Here is a 17637-nt window from a genome sequence, read left to right as displayed (position 1 = left end):
ATGAGTTTCGGTTAAGGGTTAAGCGAACGGCAGCATTGCGCGCACGGAGTTCATATCTGAATCATGAACTGCCGTCGAACCGCGCAAATGGCGTTTGTTCTTGGTGGTCTTCTTGGTAAGAATGTGGCGCTTGAAGGCCTGACCGCGCTTGACGGTACCGCCCGGACGCACCACGAAGCGCTTTGCAGCACTCTTCTTGGTCTTCATCTTCGGCATGACAACTCCATTATTAGATGGATATGGGTGTGCGGTCGGCCAGAGGCCATCACCCGCCCTTCGAAACCCATTCCACTTGGTATGCAGACCGCCAATACCACCGACGGCCGCTTTTCAGGAATCGGCGCGAGTAACGCTTACGCGACACGCGCGCCGTTCCGAAACCTTCTGATTGCGCACCGGACACCCGGCACAGCATCGGTTCAATCTTTCACGATCAGAGCGCGTGCCACATGGCACGCCGTTGCTCAAGTCGCTTACTTCTTTTTCTTCGGAGCGATCACCATGATCATCTGGCGACCTTCCATTTTAGGCATCTGCTCGACCTGACCAACTTCGTCGAGGTCCGTACGCAGGCGCTCAAGCACGCGCATACCAATTTCCTGGTGAGCCATTTCGCGGCCACGGAAACGCAACGTGATTTTCGTCTTGTCGCCGTCGTCGAGGAAGCGAATGAGGTTACGCAGCTTGACGTTGTAATCGCCGTCGTCAGTGCCGGGACGGAATTTGACTTCCTTGACCTGGACAATCTTCTGCTTGAGCTTGGCCTCGTGCTGCTTCTTCGCTTCCGAGTACTTGAACTTGCCGTAGTCCATCAAGCGGCAAACTGGCGGGACCGCTTGCGGGGCGATTTCAACCAGATCGACATCCTGCTGTTCCGACATGCGGAACGCATCAGCGAGCTTCACGATGCCGAGCGGTTCGTTCTCGACTCCGACCAGACGCACCTCGGGTGCCGTAATTTCACCGTTGATGCGGTGCGCAGACTTATCAGTAGCGATGTTACGTTTCCTCTAAAATTTAAAAAAACGAGCCGGGCTGCCAAGTGGATCAGTTGAACGACTGCACGTCATGGCGCAGACGCTCAATGAAGGTATCGAGAGGCATAACGCCCAGATCGACACCACCACGGGCACGCACGGCTACCGTTTGGGCTTCACGCTCTTTGTCGCCGACCACAAGCAGGTACGGCACCTTTTCCAACGTGTGCTCACGTATTTTATAGCTAATCTTCTCGTTGCGCAAATCGGCCTCTACTCTAACCCCTTGTTTTTGCAACGATTGGGCTAGCGACCCTGCATATTCGGCCTGATTTTCGGCGATATTCATCACCACAACCTGCATCGGCGCGAGCCAGGACGGCATGGCACCAGCGTGGTGCTCGATCAGAATGCCGAGGAAGCGCTCCATTGATCCGACGATTGCCCGGTGCAACATGATCGGCCGGCGGCGGCCATTGTCTTCCGCGACGTATTCGGCACCGAGGCGCTCCGGCAACACCATATCGAGTTGCAGCGTACCGCATTGCCACGAGCGGCCGAGCGCATCCTTGATGTGATACTCGACCTTTGGACCGTAGAACGCGCCCTCGCCGGGCAATTCCTCCCACGTGACGCCGCAGGCGGTCAGCGCTTCACGCAGACCCTGCTCCGCGCGATCCCACGTCTCGTCCGTACCGGCACGCGCGTCCGGGCGCAGCGACAACTTGATCTCGACCTTGTCGAAGCCGAAATCCTTGTACACACTCATCGCCAGCGTGTTGAACGCGATCGATTCGCTGATGAACTGGTCTTCGGTACAGAAAATATGCGCGTCGTCCTGCACGAAACCACGCACTCGCATCAGACCATGCAACGCACCCGACGATTCATTGCGGTGGCACGAACCAAATTCCGCGTAACGCAACGGCAGGTCGCGATACGAACGCAAGCCGTGGTTGAACACCTGCACGTGACCCGGGCAGTTCATCGGCTTGATCGCGTAATCGCGCTTTTCCGATTCCGTCGTGAACATGTTTTCACGATAGTTCTGCCAGTGGCCCGACGCTTCCCACAGCGAACGGTCCATGATCATCGGTGTTTTGATTTCGAGGTAGCCGGCGTCGTTCACGCGACGGCGCATGTACTGCTCGACCTGCTGCCACAGCGTCCAGCCGCGCGGATGCCAGAACACCATGCCCGGCGACTCGTCCTGCATATGAAACAGATCGAGTTGCTTGCCGAGCTTGCGGTGGTCGCGCTTCTCCGCCTCTTCGAGCATGTGCAGATACGCTTCCTGGTCTTCTTTCTTGGTCCAGGCCGTACCGTAGATGCGCTGCAATTGCTCGTTCTTCGAATCGCCACGCCAGTAGGCGCCAGCCACCTTCATCAGTTTGAAGACTTTGAGCTTGCCGGTGGACGGCACATGCGGGCCGCGGCACAGATCGGTGAAGCCGCCATGCGAATACAGCTTGATATCGTCGCTGGACGGAATCGATTCGATGATTTCGGCCTTGTATTTTTCGCCGATGCTCTTGAAGTACTCGACCGCTTCCTCGCGCGACACCACGCGGCGCGAAACTGGTTCGTCTTTCTTCGCGAGTTCCTGCATGCGCTTTTCGATCTTTTCCAGATCTTCCGGCGTGAAGGGACGGCTGTACGCGAAGTCATAGTAGAAGCCGTTGTCGATCACCGGGCCGATCGTGACCTGCGCTTGCGGGAACAGATCCTTCACCGCATACGCGAGCAAGTGCGCCGTGGAGTGACGAATGATGTCGAGACCGTCGGCGTCTTTTTCGGTGACGATGGCAAGCGCCACGTCGTGATCGATCAGCGTGGACGTATCGACCAACTCGCCGTCGATCTTGCCGCCGAGTGCGGCTTTTGCAAGGCCGGGGCCGATCGAGGCGGCCACTTCGGCGACGGTCACCGGATGCTCGTACTGTCGAACAGAACCGTCAGGCAGACGTATCGAAACCATTGCGTTCTCCGTGGTGCCGACCGACGGTGGCACATACAACCAGGTCTAAAAGCCAAAAAAAATGCGGCCCCGCTTTCGAGGGGCCGCATTCACATTTCCTGCAAACTACATTGGCGAAAGTGGTCCTCGACTAGCGTCGCTCCGAAGTAACTTCGGTCAACGTTCGCGGTGTCATAACCGTATTCGCCTTTTGCGCCAAAGGCGCTTACTGCAGTTTGCGAAACCCCGGCAAAACCGGAATTTCTCTTTCGTTGGTAGGCTCGATTGGACTCGAACCAACGACCCCCACCATGTCAAGGTGGTGCTCTAACCAGCTGAGCTACGAGCCTGAAGAAACGAGATTATATGGAGCGCCACACTGCTTGGCAAGTACTTTTATGCACCGACTTTAAATTTCTACCAACCCATCCTGGCGCGCGAAGCCGAGTTTGCAGCAGGAAACGCCACGCACACACAGACCACCGCTTACGCATCAACTCTTGCGCGATGCGCGCACCACACCCGTCACTTCGCCGAGCACCGTACACGCGCGCTGAATCTGCGCGGAGCTCGACACCTCGACGGTAAATTGCATGAACGCGGTATTGCGGCGCGATTGCGTCTTCACCCCGATCACGTTCATTTTCTCGCGCGCGAAAACTTCGGAGATGTCGCGCAGCAAACCCTGCCGGTCCGTTGCCTCGATACTGAGGTCGACCGGATAGACCGACTGACCGCGACCACTCATCACGTCCGCCGACCACGCGGTTTGCAGCACGCGCTCCGGCGCGCGCTCCGCCATACGCAGGAACGTCGGGCAATCGCTGCGGTGGATCGACATGCCTTTACCACGCGTGACGAAGCCGCTGATATCGTCCGGCGGTGCGGGCCGGCAGCAACGCGCGAGCTGCGTGAGCAACGCGTCGACGCCGACTACCAGCACACCGGTCGACGCACCGCGCGCGACGCTCGCGCCGCTGCTGCGCTTTTCGAATTGCTCCGGCGCCTCGACCGCGGGCTCGGGCGGCGGTGCGTCGTGCAACGCCTGCTCGACGAGCCGCAGACTGAATTCTTCCTTGCCCACGACCGAGAACAGATCGTCGGTCGTCTTGAAACCTAGTTTGGCGGCAAGCTGATCGAGGTTGACCGACGTCTTGCCTTCGCGCTGCAAGGTCTTTTCGACCATCGCACGTCCGCTGGCGATGTGCTCTTGCACTTCGACCGCGTTGAACCACGCGCGCACTTTTTGCCGCGCGCGCGGACTTTGCAGATAGCCGAGCTGCGGGTTGAGCCAGTCGCGCGACGGACCGCCCTCTTTCACCGCGACGATCTCGATCGTCTGGCCATTCTGCAGCGGCGTGTTGAGCGGCACCATCGCGCCGTCGACGCGCGCGCCACGGCACCGATGCCCCAGCTCGCTATGCAGGTGATATGCGAAGTCGACGGGCGTCGCACCGTGCGGCAGCGGAATCACGCGCGCCTGCGGCGTCAGCACGTAGATGTGGTCGTCGTCGAGTGTGGCCTGGCGCAGTTGATCCCACGGCTGCGCCGCGCGCTTTTCGCCGTGCTCGCCTTCCGAGACCTCGTCTTTCCACGCGAGCAATTGCCGCAGCCACGCGATCTTCTCGTCGTACTTCTCATTGGCGCTGAACTGGCCGCCGTAACCGCGCGTGCCCGCTTCCTTGTAGCGCCAGTGCGCCGCCACGCCGTATTCGGCGAACTGGTGCATTTCGTGTGTGCGAATCTGCACTTCGAACGCGCGGCCGTCGTCGCCGATCACGACCGTGTGCAGCGATTTATAGCCGTTCGGCTTGGGCCGCGAGATGTAGTCGTCGAACTCGCGCGGCACCGGCTGCCACAGGTTATGCACGATGCCGAGCACGGTGTAGCAATCTTTGATGTCCGGCACGATCACGCGAAACGCGCGCACGTCGTACAGCTCGGCAAAGTCCAACTCCTTGCCGCGCATCTTGCGCCAGATGCTGTAGATGTGTTTCGGCCGACCGCTGACTTCGGCGCGGATATCCGCCGCGGCCAGCTCCTGCTGCAGGCGCTCGATGGCCTGCGCGACATAGCCCTCGCGTTCGACGCGCTTCTCGTCGAGCAGCTTGGCAATGCGCTTGTACGTGACCGGCTCCTCGAAGCGGAACGCGAGATCCTCGAGCTCCCACTTCAGTTGCCAGATGCCCAGCCGGTTGGCGAGCGGCGCGTAAATGTCGAGCGTTTCGCGCGCCACGTCGGGCGACGGCGTGATCTTCGCCGCCGCGTAATAGCGCATGGATTGCAGCCGCGATGCGAGCCGGATCAACACCACGCGAATGTCTTGCGCGAACGCGAGCAGCATCTTGCGCAATGCCTCGACCTGCGTGCGGCGCGCGGCCTGCGCGTCGCGCCCGGCTTCGGGCATGGCGTTTTGCGCGGCACGCAGGCTGACCGTGCCGAGACGCAGCAGCTTGCGCACGTCGCCGACCAGTTGTGCGACTTCTTCGCCGAAGTTGTCGGCGATCACGCGCTCCGGATCCTGCAGATGCGGCGTCAACGCAAACAGCGCCGCCGCCAGCACCGCCGGCGGATCGACATTGAGCGTGCGCATGATCGACGCCGTGCCCGCCGCGTGATCCGCCAGCAACTCGCCCGACGACAGCCGCACCTCGCCCGCATGTTCGCGCACGAACGCCATCGCTTCGTCGAAGGACGGGAGGGGGTTCGGCGTGCTCGTAACGGTTTCGGTATTCATGGTGCGGCAGTGCGACGGCCCAACGGGCCAGACGAATCAACGGAAGGTGAACGGCAACAACGGCTACGCGCGGCTTAGCCGCGCTGTGCCGCGACCACGACGATCTCGACGAGGCACTTCGGATTCGCGAGCTTGGCTTCGACGGTAGCGCGCGGCGGCGTGTCGCCTTGTGCAACCCACTCGTCCCACACGGCGTTCATGCCGGCGAAGTGCACCATGTCCGAGATATAGATCTGCACCGAAAGCAACTGCGACTTGTCGCTGTTCACTTCAGCCAGCAGACGGTCGATGTGGCCGAGCACTTCGCGCGTCTGGCCCGTGATGTCCTGATCCGCGTCTTCGGCGATCTGGCCTGCGAGGTACACCGTGCCGTTATGCACGGCGATTTCGGAGAGGCGCTTGCCGACGTGATGACGAATGACTGCCATGAAGAATCCTGAGTTGGGTTAAAAATTGATCGGAGATGCTTTCCGCATGAGACCGCTGCGCGACGCCGTTGCATGACGCCCTTCAAGCAGACGCCGTGCGGAACTGCATATTATGACGCGTCGACCGCCGGCCCGATGAAGAACTGCCGCGCCACGTCGATCTGATCGGCCGACAGAAACGCCGGCGCATGTCCGACACCGGCGATTTCCATGCTCGACACGGCGATCCCAGTCTCGACCATCTGCGTGACGGTTTCGCGCGACAGCAAATCGGACTGCTCGCCGCGCACCACCAACACCGGCCCCTGAAAAGCCGCCAGCGAACGCCATAGCACGGTCTCGCCGAGCTTGGCCGCTTCTTCGGTGATCGCGGCAAACGGCTCGGCGACGCGCGGGTCGTAGCGCAGGAGCCATGCGCCGTCTTTTTCGTGCAGCAGCGGCGTGTTGATTTCGCGCCATTCGTCCGGCGTGAGCGGACCGAAGGTTTTCGCGAGCAAGGCCGCGTAGTCGACGCCTTGTTGCAGCGTGTCGAAACGCACGGGCTTGCCGAGGTAGTCGCCGATACGCTGCACGGCTGCCGGCTCGAGATGTGGACCGACGTCGTTCAGCAACAGCTTGCGGATCGGCGTATCGGGCAAACCAGCGAGCGCCATGCCAATCAGGCCGCCCATCGAGGTGCCGAACCAGTCGACCGTTTCGACGTTCAGGCGCGCGATCAGCGTGACCATGTCGGCCACGTACTGCGGCACGCTATAGAAGTTGGGGTTGGCAAGCCACGACGACAAGCCCCGCCCCGCCACGTCCGGACACACCACACGGTAGGTACCGGCGAATTGCGCCGCGAGACGATCGAAATCGCGCCCCGAGCGCGTCAAGCCATGCACGCACACCAGTACGCGCGGATTGGCCGGATCGCCCCATTCGGTGTACGCAACGCGGTGCAGCCCGGCGGGGCTGGCGCACTGCACATAACGTTGGCGCGGAACGGCTTGCCCGGCGCTGAAAGCGGACGTTGGTGCGGTCATCGAGGCTCCTTGCAAAAGCACGGCGGATTTGGCCCGGCAGAGCACGGGCCAATGTGGCGTCCAATCTTCAAAGGATTGTAAACCGCTTTGCCACGCGGCAAGGATCGGCCAAACGGCATAGGACAAACTCAGACCCGGACGCGTCGCGCACAAACAAAAGCGGGCGAGGCACACGCCTCGCCCGCTCTGCAATCACACCGGCCGGACGCCGCAGCGGCGCCGCACCGCGTGAGAGAAGACAACTTCAACTCACACGGCGCCGCACTGCACGGCGCCCTGCAGATCCCGCCACTCAACTCACCGCGCTCACATCCAGCGGTGCGCCGGTCTTCGCCTGAATTTCCTCGACGCTCACGCCCGGCGCCAGTTCGGTCAGCTTCAACCCGGCTTCCGTCACCTCGATCACGCCGAGGTCGGTGATGATCTGATCGACCACGCCCACACCGGTCAGCGGCAGTGTGCATTCGTCGAGAATCTTGTGCTGGTCGCCCTTCGCGACGTGCTCCATCAGCACGACCACGCGCTTGACGCCCGCCACCAGATCCATCGCGCCGCCCATGCCCTTGATCATCTTGCCCGGGATCATCCAGTTCGCCAGATCGCCCTTCCGGCTGATCTGCATCGCACCCAGAATCGCCAGGTTGATATGGCCGCCGCGAATCATCGCGAACGAATCCGCCGACGAGAAAATCGACGAACCCGGCAACGTGGTCACCGTCTGCTTGCCGGCATTGATCAGGTCGGCGTCCACTTCCTCTTCGGTCGGCGACGGGCCGATGCCGAGCAGGCCGTTTTCCGACTGCAGCCAGACTTCGACGCCCGCTGGCACGTGATTGGCCACCAGCGTCGGCAGGCCGATGCCGAGGTTCACGTAGAAGCCGTCCTGCAATTCCTTCGCCGCGCGTGCGGCCATTTCGTCACGAGTCCATGCCATGATCAGGCTCCTTTCGCGCGCACGACGCGTTGTTCGATGCGTTTTTCCGGCGTCGCATTGAGCACAATGCGCTGAACGAAGATGCCGGGCGTGTGGATCGCATCCGGGTCGAGTTCGCCGACCTCGACGATCTCCTCGACTTCCGCGACCGTGATCTTGCCCGCCATAGCGCACATCGGGTTGAAGTTGCGCGCGGTGCGGCGGTAGATCAGATTGCCGGACTTGTCGGCCTTCCATGCCTTGACCAGCGCGACATCCGCGGTCAGCGAGTGCTCGAGCACATAGTGGTTCTCGCCGAACTGGCGGGTTTCCTTGCCTTCGGCGATCAGCGTGCCGTAGCCCGTATTGGTGAAGAACGCCGGAATGCCCGAGCCGCCCGCGCGCAGCTTTTCAGCCAGCGTGCCCTGCGGCGTGAATTCGAGCTCGAGTTCGCCGGCCAGATACTGGCGTTCGAACTCCTTGTTCTCGCCCACGTACGACGAGATCATCTTCTTCACCTGGCGGGTTTCGAGCAGCAGACCGAGGCCGAAACCGTCGACGCCCGCGTTGTTGCTGATACAGGTGATGCCCTGCACCTTCGAATCGCGCAGCGCCGCGATCAGCGCCTCCGGAATGCCGCACAGCCCGAAGCCGCCGACGGCGAACGTCTGTCCGTCCTTGACGATGTCTTTCAGCGCCTCGGCGGCGCCTGGATAGACCTTGTTCATCAGTATGTCCCTTCCTTTATGGAAACCCGAATCAGGTTCGTTGCGGCTGGTATCACGTTCCGCGAGCTCGCGCCCGACACGTCATTCTAGTCATCCGTAGCAGGCCGTGCGCCCGGCTTGGCCGGCGTAGCGCGCAAAGACTCTTTCCAGACGCCTGCACCGCGTTGTCATGTGCCCGAAAGAGTACGCTGGGCGCGCCATGCGGCACAATACGCAAAAATACATAAGTACTTGCCGCCAACTCATGCCCGCACTGGATTATCAAACCGCTTTTCAACTCGCGCCGATCGGCCTCGTGCTGTCGCGCGAACGGGTGATCGAAGACTGTAATGACGAGCTGGCGTCGATTTTCGGCTGCCCGCGCGAGGCGCTGCTCGGCCAGTCGTTTCAGGTGCTTTATCCGTCGGCAGACGAATTCGAGCGAATCGGCGCGCGCATTCCGCCGATCATGACCGCGCAGGGCAGCTACGCGGACGACCGCATCATGAAGCGCGCCAACGGCGAACTGTTCTGGTGTCACGTGACGGGCCGCGCGCAGCAGCGCACCGACCCGCATGCTGCGGGCGTATGGACGTTCGAGGATTTGAGCGCGACGCGCCGCGTGGCGGTCGAATTGACGCCGCGCGAACGGGAGATCGCCGCGCAACTGGTAACCGGCAAAACCAGCAAGCAGATCGGGCGCGTGCTGGATATCAGCCCGCGCACGGTGGATGTCTACCGGGCGCGGCTGATGCGTAAATACGATACGGGGAACGCGACCGAGCTATTGCAGCGCTTGCTCGGGCATTGAAGTCTGGGCCGGCGTCCTGCTTAAGCGACCGTCGTATTGGACACGCTGATCAGGCCGCCTTGACCAGTGCGGCGCGCTCGATCGTCGCCCGCAGCAGATCGGGCACCGGCACCGACTTCGCCGCCGCGTAATCGATCCACACGCAGCGCGCGGCGCCGCGCGCATAGACGGTGTGCGGATCGTCGGCGCGCACCAGCTCGAAGCCGGTGTCGAAGCTGCTGCGGCCAGGCGTGGCCACCGTCATCCGGCCGATCACGTCGCCGGGATAATGCAGTTGCTTGAGAAACTCCATCGACGCGTTGACGATCACCGGGCCCTGGCCGTCGGCATTGCTGCCCGCCAGACCCATCTGTTCGAACCAGGAAATCCGCACCTGCTCCATGTAGCGGAAATAGACCGTGTTGTTGACATGGCCGAATGCGTCCATGTCGCCCCAACGGATCGGCATGGACATCTCAAAGACTGCGTGAAAATCGCTCATCGTACTTCCGTTGCGCTTGCTGCTTAAGGTGAATTGAAATCAGGCCAGGCCGAAGCCGTCGTCGGCGGCGATGACCGAGCCGTTGATGAACTGCGATTCGTCGGCCGCCAGCAACAGCAGGAGCCCGTCCAGATCGTCAGGCTTGCCGACGCGATGACGCGGCAGCATGGACACCAGCTTCTGCCCCTGCTCGGTCGACCAGTGATGGTGGTTGATCTCGGTGTCGATATACCCCGGACAGATCGCGTTCACGTTGATGCCGTGCTTGCCCCACTCCAGCGCCATGGCTTTCGTCATATGGACGACAGCGGCCTTGCTCATGGAGTACAGGCCAATCTGCGGCAGCACACGCAGGCCCGCCATCGACGCGATATTGATGATGCGGTACGACGGGTTCTGCGCGTTATTGCCACGCATGATCATGCGTTTGGCGACTTCCTGCGCGACGAAAAACGCGCCGCGCGTGTTGGTGTCGAACACGTATTCGAAGTCGGCCGGCGTGACTTCCGAGAGCTTCTGCGTAGTCGACACGCCCGAGTTGTTCACCAGAATGTCGATGGTGCCCGCCTCGGTTTCCGCATGCGCGACCGCCGACTTGATGCTCTGGTAATCGGTGACGTCGAGCGACACCACGTGCGCCGCGCCGCCGGACGCCTCGATCTCGGCGCGCAGCTCCTTCAACCGCTCGGTGCGCCGGCTCGCCAGCACGACCTTGGCGCCCGCCTGCGACAATACCTGAGCGAAACGCTTTCCCAACCCGCTCGAGGCGCCGGTGATCAGCGCGACCTTGCCTTCCAGATTGATCGAACGGCCCATTGTCGTTCCCTTGTTCGGTTGTAATTGCAACTACGGTTGACAGGTGCGGTAAGACCTTCGCTACGGGTCGGTACCGTATCACATAAATAGAACGATCGTGCTAATCTCTGCTCATCCGGTTGCAGTGCGGGGATGCATCGCCCACAATACGAACCCGAAAAAAGCATTCTAACGGTAAGAGGAGCATCAATGACCCCCGCAAGTCTCATTGAGCAATACGGTCCACGCGAGTCGATGGAATACGACGTCGTGATCGTCGGCGGCGGCCCGGCTGGCCTGTCCGCAGCGATCCGCCTGAAGCAGCTGGCGGCGGAAAAGAGCGTCGAGCTGGGCGTGTGCGTACTGGAAAAAGGCTCGGAGATCGGGGCGCATATCCTGTCGGGCGCGGTCATGGATCCGCGCGCGATCACCGAACTGATTCCGGACTGGAAAGAAAAAGGCGCGCCGCTCGACGTGGCGGTGAGCGAAGACAAATTCCTGTTCCTGAGCGAAACCGGCTCGAAGAGCGTGCCGGTCTGGGCGCTGCCGGACAACTTCAAGAACCACGGCAACTACGTCATCTCGCTGGCCAATGTGACGCGCTGGCTCGGTCAGCAGGCCGAGGCGCTGGGCGTCGAGATTTTCCCGGGCTTTCCGGCCGCTGAAATCCTTTACAACGACGACGGCTCGGTCAAGGGCGTGGCGACCGGCAATCTGGGCATCGGCAAGGACGGCGCACCGACCGAGAACTTCCAGCTCGGCATGGAATTGCATGCCAGATACACGCTGTTCTGCGAAGGCGCGCGCGGGCATCTGGGCCGTCAACTGAACGACCGGTACAAGCTGCGCGAAGGCGTCGATCCGCAGGTCTACGGTATCGGCATCAAGGAATTGTGGGAAATCGATCCGGCGAAGCACAAGCCGGGTCTGGTCATGCACACCGCCGGCTGGCCGCTGGAAAACGACACGTACGGCGGTTCGTTCCTCTATCACATGGACAACAACCAGGTGATGGTCGGCTTCGTGGTCGGCTTGGGCTACACGAATCCGTATCTGTCGCCGTTCGAGGAATTCCAGCGCTACAAGACGCATCCGGCGATCCGCGCAATCCTGGAAGGCGGCAAGCGCGTGTCGTACGGCGCACGGGCGATCACCGCAGGCGGCCTGATGTCGCTGCCGAAGCTGGTGTTCCCGGGCGGTGCGCTGGTGGGCGACGACGCAGGCTTCCTGAATGCATCGCGAATCAAGGGCTCGCATGCGGCGATCAAGACCGGCATGCTGGCCGCTGACGCGGCTTTTGAGGCGGTGCAGGCCGGACGTACCAGTGACGAGCTCACGGCGTATCCGGAAGCGTTCAAGACCTCGTGGCTGCACACCGAGCTGCATCGCGCCCGCAATTTCAAACAGTGGATGAGCAAGGGCCTATACCTCGGCACGCTGATGGTCGGTCTCGAACAGAAGGTGCTGGGCGGCAATGTGCCCTGGACGTTGCATCACCAGCACTCGGATCACGAGATGCTCAAACCGGCGTCGCAGTGCAAGCCGATCACGTATCCGAAACCAGACGGCAAGCTGACGTTCGACCGGCTTTCTTCCGTGTTCATTTCGAATACCAATCACGAGGAGAACCAGCCGGCTCACCTGACGCTGAAAGACCCGTCCGTGCCGGTGAACGTGAACTGGCAGACCTATGCCGGCCCTGAGTCGCGCTACTGCCCCGCTGCGGTGTACGAGTTCGTCAAGAACGACGACGGCGGCGAGCGCCTGGTGATCAACGCGCAGAACTGCGTGCATTGCAAGACGTGCGACATCAAGGACCCGACGCAGAATATCGTGTGGGTCACGCCTGAAGGTGGCGGCGGGCCGAACTACCCGAATATGTAATTGCCGTGCATTTGCTTTCGCAGCGCGTCGACTGCATGTCGCGCGTTGCGAAGGCAAATCTTAATTCCGCACCAGCGCCACGATCCGTTCGCGAACGTGCGCCACGACCGGCATCCAATCGCCAACCCTGGGCTGTCGAACCAGCTCGATCGAATCGTACCAGGGCGTTGCCGACGATTCATCGCCCCAAAACCACGCGGACACGTGATCGATCATCAGGCAGGTCGGCACGCCGAGTGCACCGGCCAGATGGGCAGGGCCGCTATCGATCGTCACCACCAGATCCAGATTGGCCAGCAACGCGGCCACGTCGTCGAATCCGGACTGAAAATGTCCCGTCATATCGACGACATCCAATCCCTGCTTCCGCCACTGCGCGACCGTCTCGCCGCGCCCCGGCGACAACGCGAAATAGCTCGCGCCCGGCACGTTCAGCAGCGCCTCGAGTTGCTCGACCGGCACCGAACGCCGCGCGTCGCGGATATGGTCGGGGTTGCCGTTCCACACCAGCCCCACTTTGCGACGACCGTACTTGCCCGCGACGTGCGCGACGTGCGCGTCGACGCGCTCGCGCCACGCCTGCACATGGGTTGGATCGGCGTTCAGATACGGCCGCCCCCAACCGGTTGCGTCGACCACGCCGAGCCGCAACGGCAAGCTCATCAACCCGCAGTGAAAATCGGGCCGTGTGTCCAGACTCGTTTCGAGCGGCAAATCGGCAGGCAGAATGCGCTCGAACAGATACCGCAGCGGTCCGTCGTGACCGAAGATCACCCGGCCTCCCTCGCGGCGCGCCCGCTCGGCGAGATGCGGCAGAAAACGCACCGCCCACAGGCAATCGCCGTTGCCTTGCTCGCCGTAGACCACCAGCGTCTTGCCCGCCAGCGACTCGCCCTGCCAATGCGCGCTGATTGACGCGAGCGCCTGTTGCGCATTATTCAGCTCGCCGCCGAACGCGACGCGCGATTCGTAATGCGCCCAGCCATCGGCGAAACGACCGGTACGGATTTCGAGTTCCGACAGATCGAACAACGCGTGCGCGTTATCCGGCGACAACACCAGCACCTGCCTGAGCAACGCCTCCGCTTCGACGAAACGCGCCTGTTCCTTGACGCACAACGCCAGCTTGTGAAGCACCACCGGGTTGCCCGGCACGGCGCGCATCGCCTCGCGCAACAAATGCTCCGCCAGGGCGAAATCGTCGCGCTGCTGGACCGCGGCGGCGCGCCAGATCAGCGCGTTGGCGTCGGCGGCGTGGTGGGACAGGAGCAGTTGCGCGGCGGCCTCGGTCAAAGACCAATCGCGCAGCACGAAAGCGGTCTGCGCAATCGTGTGAAGCAGCGTGGGCTCGCAGGCAGGATCGAGCTGATAGGCACGCACCAGCGCGGCGAGTGCCTCGCGTTGGCGGTCTTTGTCGCGCGCGGCGTGCTGTAGTAACAGTTGACCGAGCGCGAGGCAGTCGCCCGCGGTGGCATCCGGCGCGGCGGCGCGAGCGCGCAGATCGGCCAGAGGGTTATCGGCCGATTCGGCCAGAGGGTTATCGGCCGATTCGGCCGTCGGCACGAAAGTCGGCTCGTTGATCGGTTGGTTGATCGGTTGGCTAATCGGCCCGGTCATGACGACGCTGCACGCACTTCTTTACGACACACAGACAAACACCGAACGCAGCGTGTCAAGGCGCGCTGGCAGCAATCTTCGGCGTGCTGACGGCAACATCGCCGCATTGCGCGCGATGACGCAGCGCGTGGTCGATCAGCACCAGTGCAAGCATCGATTCAGCGATCGGCGTGGCGCGAATACCGACGCACGGGTCATGCCGCCCGAATGTTTCGACGACAGCCGGCTGCCCGGCTTTGTCGATCGAGCGACGCGGCGTGCGAATGCTCGACGTCGGTTTGATCGCGATCGACACGGTAATGTCCTGCCCGGTCGAAATGCCGCCGAGCACACCGCCCGCGTGATTGCCGACGAAGCCTTCCGGCGTCAGTTCGTCGCCATGTACCGAGCCGCGTTGCGCGACGCTCGCGAAGCCCGCGCCGATCTCCACGCCCTTGACCGCGTTGATGCCCATCATGGCATGCGCGATGTCGGCGTCGAGGCGGTCGAACAGCGGCTCGCCGAGGCCGACCGGCACACCCGACGCCACGACGTTGATGCGCGCGCCGATCGAATCGCCGTCTTTGCGCAGCGCGTCCATGTACTCTTCGAGCTGCGGCACGAGGTCGGCGTTCGGCACGAAGAACGGGTTCTCGCGCACGTGCGCCCAGTCGACGAACGGCACGTCGATCTCGCCGAGCGCGGCCATGTAGCCGCGAATCTCGGTGCCGAACTTTTCGCGCAGCCACTTCTTCGCGACCGCGCCCGCCGCCACCGTGGGCGCGGTCAGACGTGCCGACGAACGGCCGCCGCCGCGATAGTCGCGAATGCCGTATTTCTGCCAATAGGTGTAGTCGGCGTGGCCCGGACGGAAGGTATCGACGATATTGCCGTAGTCTTTGCTGCGTTGGTCCGTATTGCGGATCAGCAGCGCGATCGGCGCGCCGGTGGTCTGGCCTTCGAACACGCCCGACAGGATCTCGACCTTGTCTTCTTCCTGGCGCTGCGTGACGTGGCGCGAGGTGCCGGGTTTGCGGCGGTCGAGTTCGAACTGGATGTCGGCTTCGGTGAGCGCCATGCCCGGCGGGCAGCCGTCGATCACGCAGCCAATAGCGGGGCCGTGCGATTCGCCGAAGGTCGTGACAGTGAAAAGCGTACCGAGCGTGTTGCCGGACATGGGCGTCGTCCAAAGAAATGCGGGGAAGGCAGTATTATGCCAGCCCGTTAGGGCCCAGGCGGTGGCGCAGGTTGGCTATATGCCTTCTGGACAAGCGATAGCCGGCCCGCGAGGCACCGACCCGCACGCTATTTGCGCGCCCCGCGCAACTCCGTCACGACTTGCTGCAACAATTCGGGCGTCGCCAATTCCGGCGCGATCGGCTCGCCCACGGCGAGCGTCAGCCGGCTCATCACGCCTTTCTGAACCGGCCGAGGCCAGCGCGCGTCGTTGGCGCGCGAAAACACACTCCCCCACAGGCCGCGCAGCGCCATCGGCACAACCGGCGCGGGCGTGCGCTTGATGATCTCGGTCACGCCATGACGGAACGGGTTCATCTCGCCAGTCTTGGTGAGCTTGCCTTCCGGGAAGATGCAAACCAGATCGCCCTCGGCCAATGCCTGCGCACACCGTTCGTAGGCACGCGTCAACAGTTCCGGATCCTGATGAGCCGGCGCGATCGGGATCGCCTTCGCATGGCGGAACACCCAGCCGGCAAACGGCGACTTGAAAATCTGGTGGTCCATCACGAAACGGATCGGCCGTGGGCTTTCGGCCATGATGACGATCGCATCGACGAAGCTCACGTGGTTGCAAACGAGCACGGCCGCGCCCTCTTCCGGAATCCGTTCGGCATGCACGAGGCGGATCCGGTAGAACGTATGCACCAGCACCCACGCGACGAAGCGCAGCAGAAACTCCGGCACCAGCGAATAGATGTAGGTCGCCACCACGATGTTCAGCAGCGCGGTGATCAGGAACAGCGCCGGAATACTGAAGCCGGCCGAGGTTAACCCGACCGCCATCAGCGACGAGAGAATCATGAATAGCGAGTTCAGAATATTGTTCGCCGCGATGATCCGCGCGCGATGGCTCGGCTGACTGCGGCTCTGGATCAACGCATACAGCGGCACGCTGTAGAAACCGCCGAACATGGCGAGCAGGAACAGATCGGCCAGCACGCGCCAGTGGGCGGGCCGGGCGAGAAACTCGCCGACGCTCAGCAGATGCCCCGCCGCCGGCAGCGCGTGGCTGGCGAAAAACAGATCGATCGCGAACACGCTCATACCGATCGAACCGAGCGGCACCAGACCGATTTCGATGCGTCGCTTCGAGAGCTTTTCGCACATCAACGAACCAAGGCCGATACCAATCGAGAACGTGCCGAGCAGCACGGTCACGACGTCCGGGTCGGCGGACAGCACATTCTTCGCGAAGCTGAAAAACGACGACAGAAACGTCGCGCCGACAAACCACAGCCAGGAGATGCCCAGCAGACTCAGAAACACCGTGCGGTTTTCACGCGCCAGCTTCAGGTTGCGCCACGTCTCGCTGACCGGATTCCAGTTGATGCGCAAATCGGCCTGCGCCGCCGGCGTGACCGGCACGAAGCTCGACACGAAACGCCCTACCAGCGCGATCGCGACGCACGCGCAGGCCAGCACCACCGCGCCATGCTCGACGAAACCCGCGCCCGCGCCGCCGATGATGGTGCCGATCAGGATCGCCACGAAGGTGCCCATCTCGACCATGCCGTTGCCGCCGACCAGCTCCGACTTCGACAGATGCTGCGGCAGGTACGAATATTTGACCGGTCCGAACACCGTGGAATGCACGCCCATCAGAAAGGTGCACAGATACAGCAGCGGCGCACTATGCAGCCAGAACCCCGTGCCGCCGATCAGCATCACGACGATTTCGAACGTCTTGACGAAGCGCGTGAGCATCGCCTTGTCGTATTTGTCGGCGATCTGGCCCGAGGTGGCCGACAGCAGCACGAACGGCAGAATGAAGATCGCCGAGATCAGGAACGCCGCCGTGGCTGGATCGACGCCGGAAAAGCGCGCCGCCTGATACGTGACCAGCGACGTGAAGCCGATCTTGAACACGTTGTCGTTCATCGCGCCGAGGAACTGGGTCCAGAAAAACGGCGCGAAGCGACGCTGGCTGAGCAGCCGGAACTGGGACTCGTGCGCCTCGTGAGTGCGGGCGGTGCGGCGGGCGGCAGGTATCGGACGATCGCTCATGAAGTTCGAAGGGCACGCTAAAAGAGCAACAGGTGGCGGGCTAGGGCACAAACCCAGGCACAAAAAAAGCGCACGCTTTCGCG

15 protein-coding genes and 1 tRNA gene are annotated in these 17637 nt (G+C 62.3%); 2 read left to right on the top strand and 14 right to left on the bottom strand.

What is annotated here, in order from left to right; genetic code table 11:
- Positions 1-18 precede the first annotated feature (18 nt).
- From rpmI to BX591_RS32860, 9 genes are all read right to left on the bottom strand, one after another.
- A complete protein-coding gene (gene rpmI / locus BX591_RS32905) occupies positions 19-216 on the bottom strand; it encodes a 50S ribosomal protein L35 (protein ID WP_111935491.1) in 198 nt (65 codons plus the stop codon).
- A gap of 257 nt (positions 217-473) precedes the next feature.
- Entirely contained in the window at positions 474-998 is a 525-nt protein-coding gene (infC, locus tag BX591_RS32900) for a translation initiation factor IF-3 (RefSeq protein WP_081935657.1), read from the bottom strand.
- Between the two features lie 49 nt (positions 999-1047).
- On the bottom strand, positions 1048-2955 hold the full coding sequence (gene thrS, locus BX591_RS32895) for a threonine--tRNA ligase (RefSeq protein ID WP_111935490.1): 1908 nt from the start codon (positions 2953-2955) through the stop codon (positions 1048-1050).
- A gap of 252 nt (positions 2956-3207) precedes the next feature.
- Positions 3208-3284, bottom strand: a tRNA-Val gene (locus BX591_RS32885).
- 143 nt (positions 3285-3427) lie between these two features.
- Positions 3428-5671 (bottom strand): RelA/SpoT family protein, encoded by a 2244-nt coding sequence (locus tag BX591_RS32880; RefSeq protein WP_111935489.1) that lies wholly within the window; start codon positions 5669-5671, stop codon positions 3428-3430.
- Between the two features lie 74 nt (positions 5672-5745).
- Positions 5746-6099 carry a RidA family protein gene (locus tag BX591_RS32875; protein WP_111935488.1) on the bottom strand — a complete coding sequence of 118 codons (354 nt, stop codon included), beginning with the start codon at positions 6097-6099 and terminating at the stop codon, positions 5746-5748.
- A 110-nt stretch (positions 6100-6209) separates the two neighbouring features.
- The gene (locus BX591_RS32870) at positions 6210-7124 is read right to left on the bottom strand and encodes an alpha/beta fold hydrolase (RefSeq protein ID WP_111935487.1); all 915 of its coding nucleotides are present in this window, start codon (positions 7122-7124) and stop codon (positions 6210-6212) included.
- Between the two features lie 292 nt (positions 7125-7416).
- Positions 7417-8058 carry a CoA transferase subunit B gene (locus BX591_RS32865; protein ID WP_111935486.1) on the bottom strand — a complete coding sequence of 214 codons (642 nt, stop codon included), beginning with the start codon at positions 8056-8058 and terminating at the stop codon, positions 7417-7419.
- Between the two features lie 2 nt (positions 8059-8060).
- A complete protein-coding gene (locus BX591_RS32860) occupies positions 8061-8765 on the bottom strand; it encodes a CoA transferase subunit A (protein WP_105506696.1) in 705 nt (234 codons plus the stop codon).
- 244 nt (positions 8766-9009) lie between these two features.
- Between BX591_RS32860 and BX591_RS32855 the strand changes: the two genes are divergently transcribed.
- On the top strand, positions 9010-9555 hold the full coding sequence (locus tag BX591_RS32855; protein WP_111935485.1) for a LuxR C-terminal-related transcriptional regulator: 546 nt from the start codon (positions 9010-9012) through the stop codon (positions 9553-9555).
- Positions 9556-9604: 49 nt separating this feature from the next.
- Here the strand turns inward: BX591_RS32855 and BX591_RS32850 are convergent, their stop codons facing one another.
- Entirely contained in the window at positions 9605-10036 is a 432-nt protein-coding gene (locus BX591_RS32850; RefSeq protein ID WP_111935484.1) for an acyl-CoA thioesterase, read from the bottom strand.
- 39 nt (positions 10037-10075) lie between these two features.
- Positions 10076-10852 (bottom strand): SDR family oxidoreductase, encoded by a 777-nt coding sequence (locus BX591_RS32845; RefSeq protein ID WP_035546940.1) that lies wholly within the window; start codon positions 10850-10852, stop codon positions 10076-10078.
- A gap of 189 nt (positions 10853-11041) precedes the next feature.
- On the opposite strand from BX591_RS32845, the gene BX591_RS32840 reads away from it, so the two are divergent.
- The gene (locus BX591_RS32840; protein WP_111935483.1) at positions 11042-12715 is read left to right on the top strand and encodes an electron transfer flavoprotein-ubiquinone oxidoreductase; all 1674 of its coding nucleotides are present in this window, start codon (positions 11042-11044) and stop codon (positions 12713-12715) included.
- Positions 12716-12775: 60 nt separating this feature from the next.
- Here the strand turns inward: BX591_RS32840 and BX591_RS32835 are convergent, their stop codons facing one another.
- The 3 genes from BX591_RS32835 to BX591_RS32825 all read right to left on the bottom strand — a co-directional run bounded on the left by BX591_RS32835 (position 12776) and on the right by BX591_RS32825 (position 17554).
- Complete coding sequence (locus BX591_RS32835) at positions 12776-14332, bottom strand: glycosyltransferase family 9 protein (RefSeq protein ID WP_111935482.1); 1557 nt, start codon at positions 14330-14332, stop codon at positions 12776-12778.
- A gap of 55 nt (positions 14333-14387) precedes the next feature.
- A complete protein-coding gene (aroC, locus tag BX591_RS32830) occupies positions 14388-15488 on the bottom strand; it encodes a chorismate synthase (protein WP_111935481.1) in 1101 nt (366 codons plus the stop codon).
- A 128-nt stretch (positions 15489-15616) separates the two neighbouring features.
- Positions 15617-17554: an MFS transporter gene (locus tag BX591_RS32825; RefSeq protein ID WP_111935480.1), complete on the bottom strand. Its 1938-nt coding sequence runs from the start codon at positions 17552-17554 to the stop codon at positions 15617-15619.
- Positions 17555-17637 lie beyond the last annotated feature (83 nt).

The organism is Paraburkholderia bryophila, assembly GCF_003269035.1.
Lineage (GTDB): Bacteria > Pseudomonadota > Gammaproteobacteria > Burkholderiales > Burkholderiaceae > Paraburkholderia > Paraburkholderia bryophila.
Note: the sequence above shows the minus strand (reverse complement) of the source record. Positions and strands in the feature narration are given on the sequence as shown.

Coding starts and splice junctions, on each gene's coding strand:
- BX591_RS32840 (WP_111935483.1), top strand. CDS start 11,042: ATGACCCCCGCAAGTCTCATTGAGCAATACGGTCCACGCGAGTCGATG.
- BX591_RS32860 (WP_105506696.1), bottom strand. CDS start 8,765: ATGAACAAGGTCTATCCAGGCGCCGCCGAGGCGCTGAAAGACATCGTC.
- thrS (WP_111935490.1), bottom strand. CDS start 2,955: ATGGTTTCGATACGTCTGCCTGACGGTTCTGTTCGACAGTACGAGCAT.
- BX591_RS32880 (WP_111935489.1), bottom strand. CDS start 5,671: ATGAATACCGAAACCGTTACGAGCACGCCGAACCCCCTCCCGTCCTTC.
- BX591_RS32845 (WP_035546940.1), bottom strand. CDS start 10,852: ATGGGCCGTTCGATCAATCTGGAAGGCAAGGTCGCGCTGATCACCGGC.
- rpmI (WP_111935491.1), bottom strand. CDS start 216: ATGCCGAAGATGAAGACCAAGAAGAGTGCTGCAAAGCGCTTCGTGGTG.
- BX591_RS32865 (WP_111935486.1), bottom strand. CDS start 8,058: ATGGCATGGACTCGTGACGAAATGGCCGCACGCGCGGCGAAGGAATTG.
- BX591_RS32855 (WP_111935485.1), top strand. CDS start 9,010: ATGCCCGCACTGGATTATCAAACCGCTTTTCAACTCGCGCCGATCGGC.
- BX591_RS32835 (WP_111935482.1), bottom strand. CDS start 14,332: ATGACCGGGCCGATTAGCCAACCGATCAACCAACCGATCAACGAGCCG.
- BX591_RS32875 (WP_111935488.1), bottom strand. CDS start 6,099: ATGGCAGTCATTCGTCATCACGTCGGCAAGCGCCTCTCCGAAATCGCC.
- BX591_RS32870 (WP_111935487.1), bottom strand. CDS start 7,124: ATGACCGCACCAACGTCCGCTTTCAGCGCCGGGCAAGCCGTTCCGCGC.
- BX591_RS32850 (WP_111935484.1), bottom strand. CDS start 10,036: ATGAGCGATTTTCACGCAGTCTTTGAGATGTCCATGCCGATCCGTTGG.
- aroC (WP_111935481.1), bottom strand. CDS start 15,488: ATGTCCGGCAACACGCTCGGTACGCTTTTCACTGTCACGACCTTCGGC.
- BX591_RS32825 (WP_111935480.1), bottom strand. CDS start 17,554: ATGAGCGATCGTCCGATACCTGCCGCCCGCCGCACCGCCCGCACTCAC.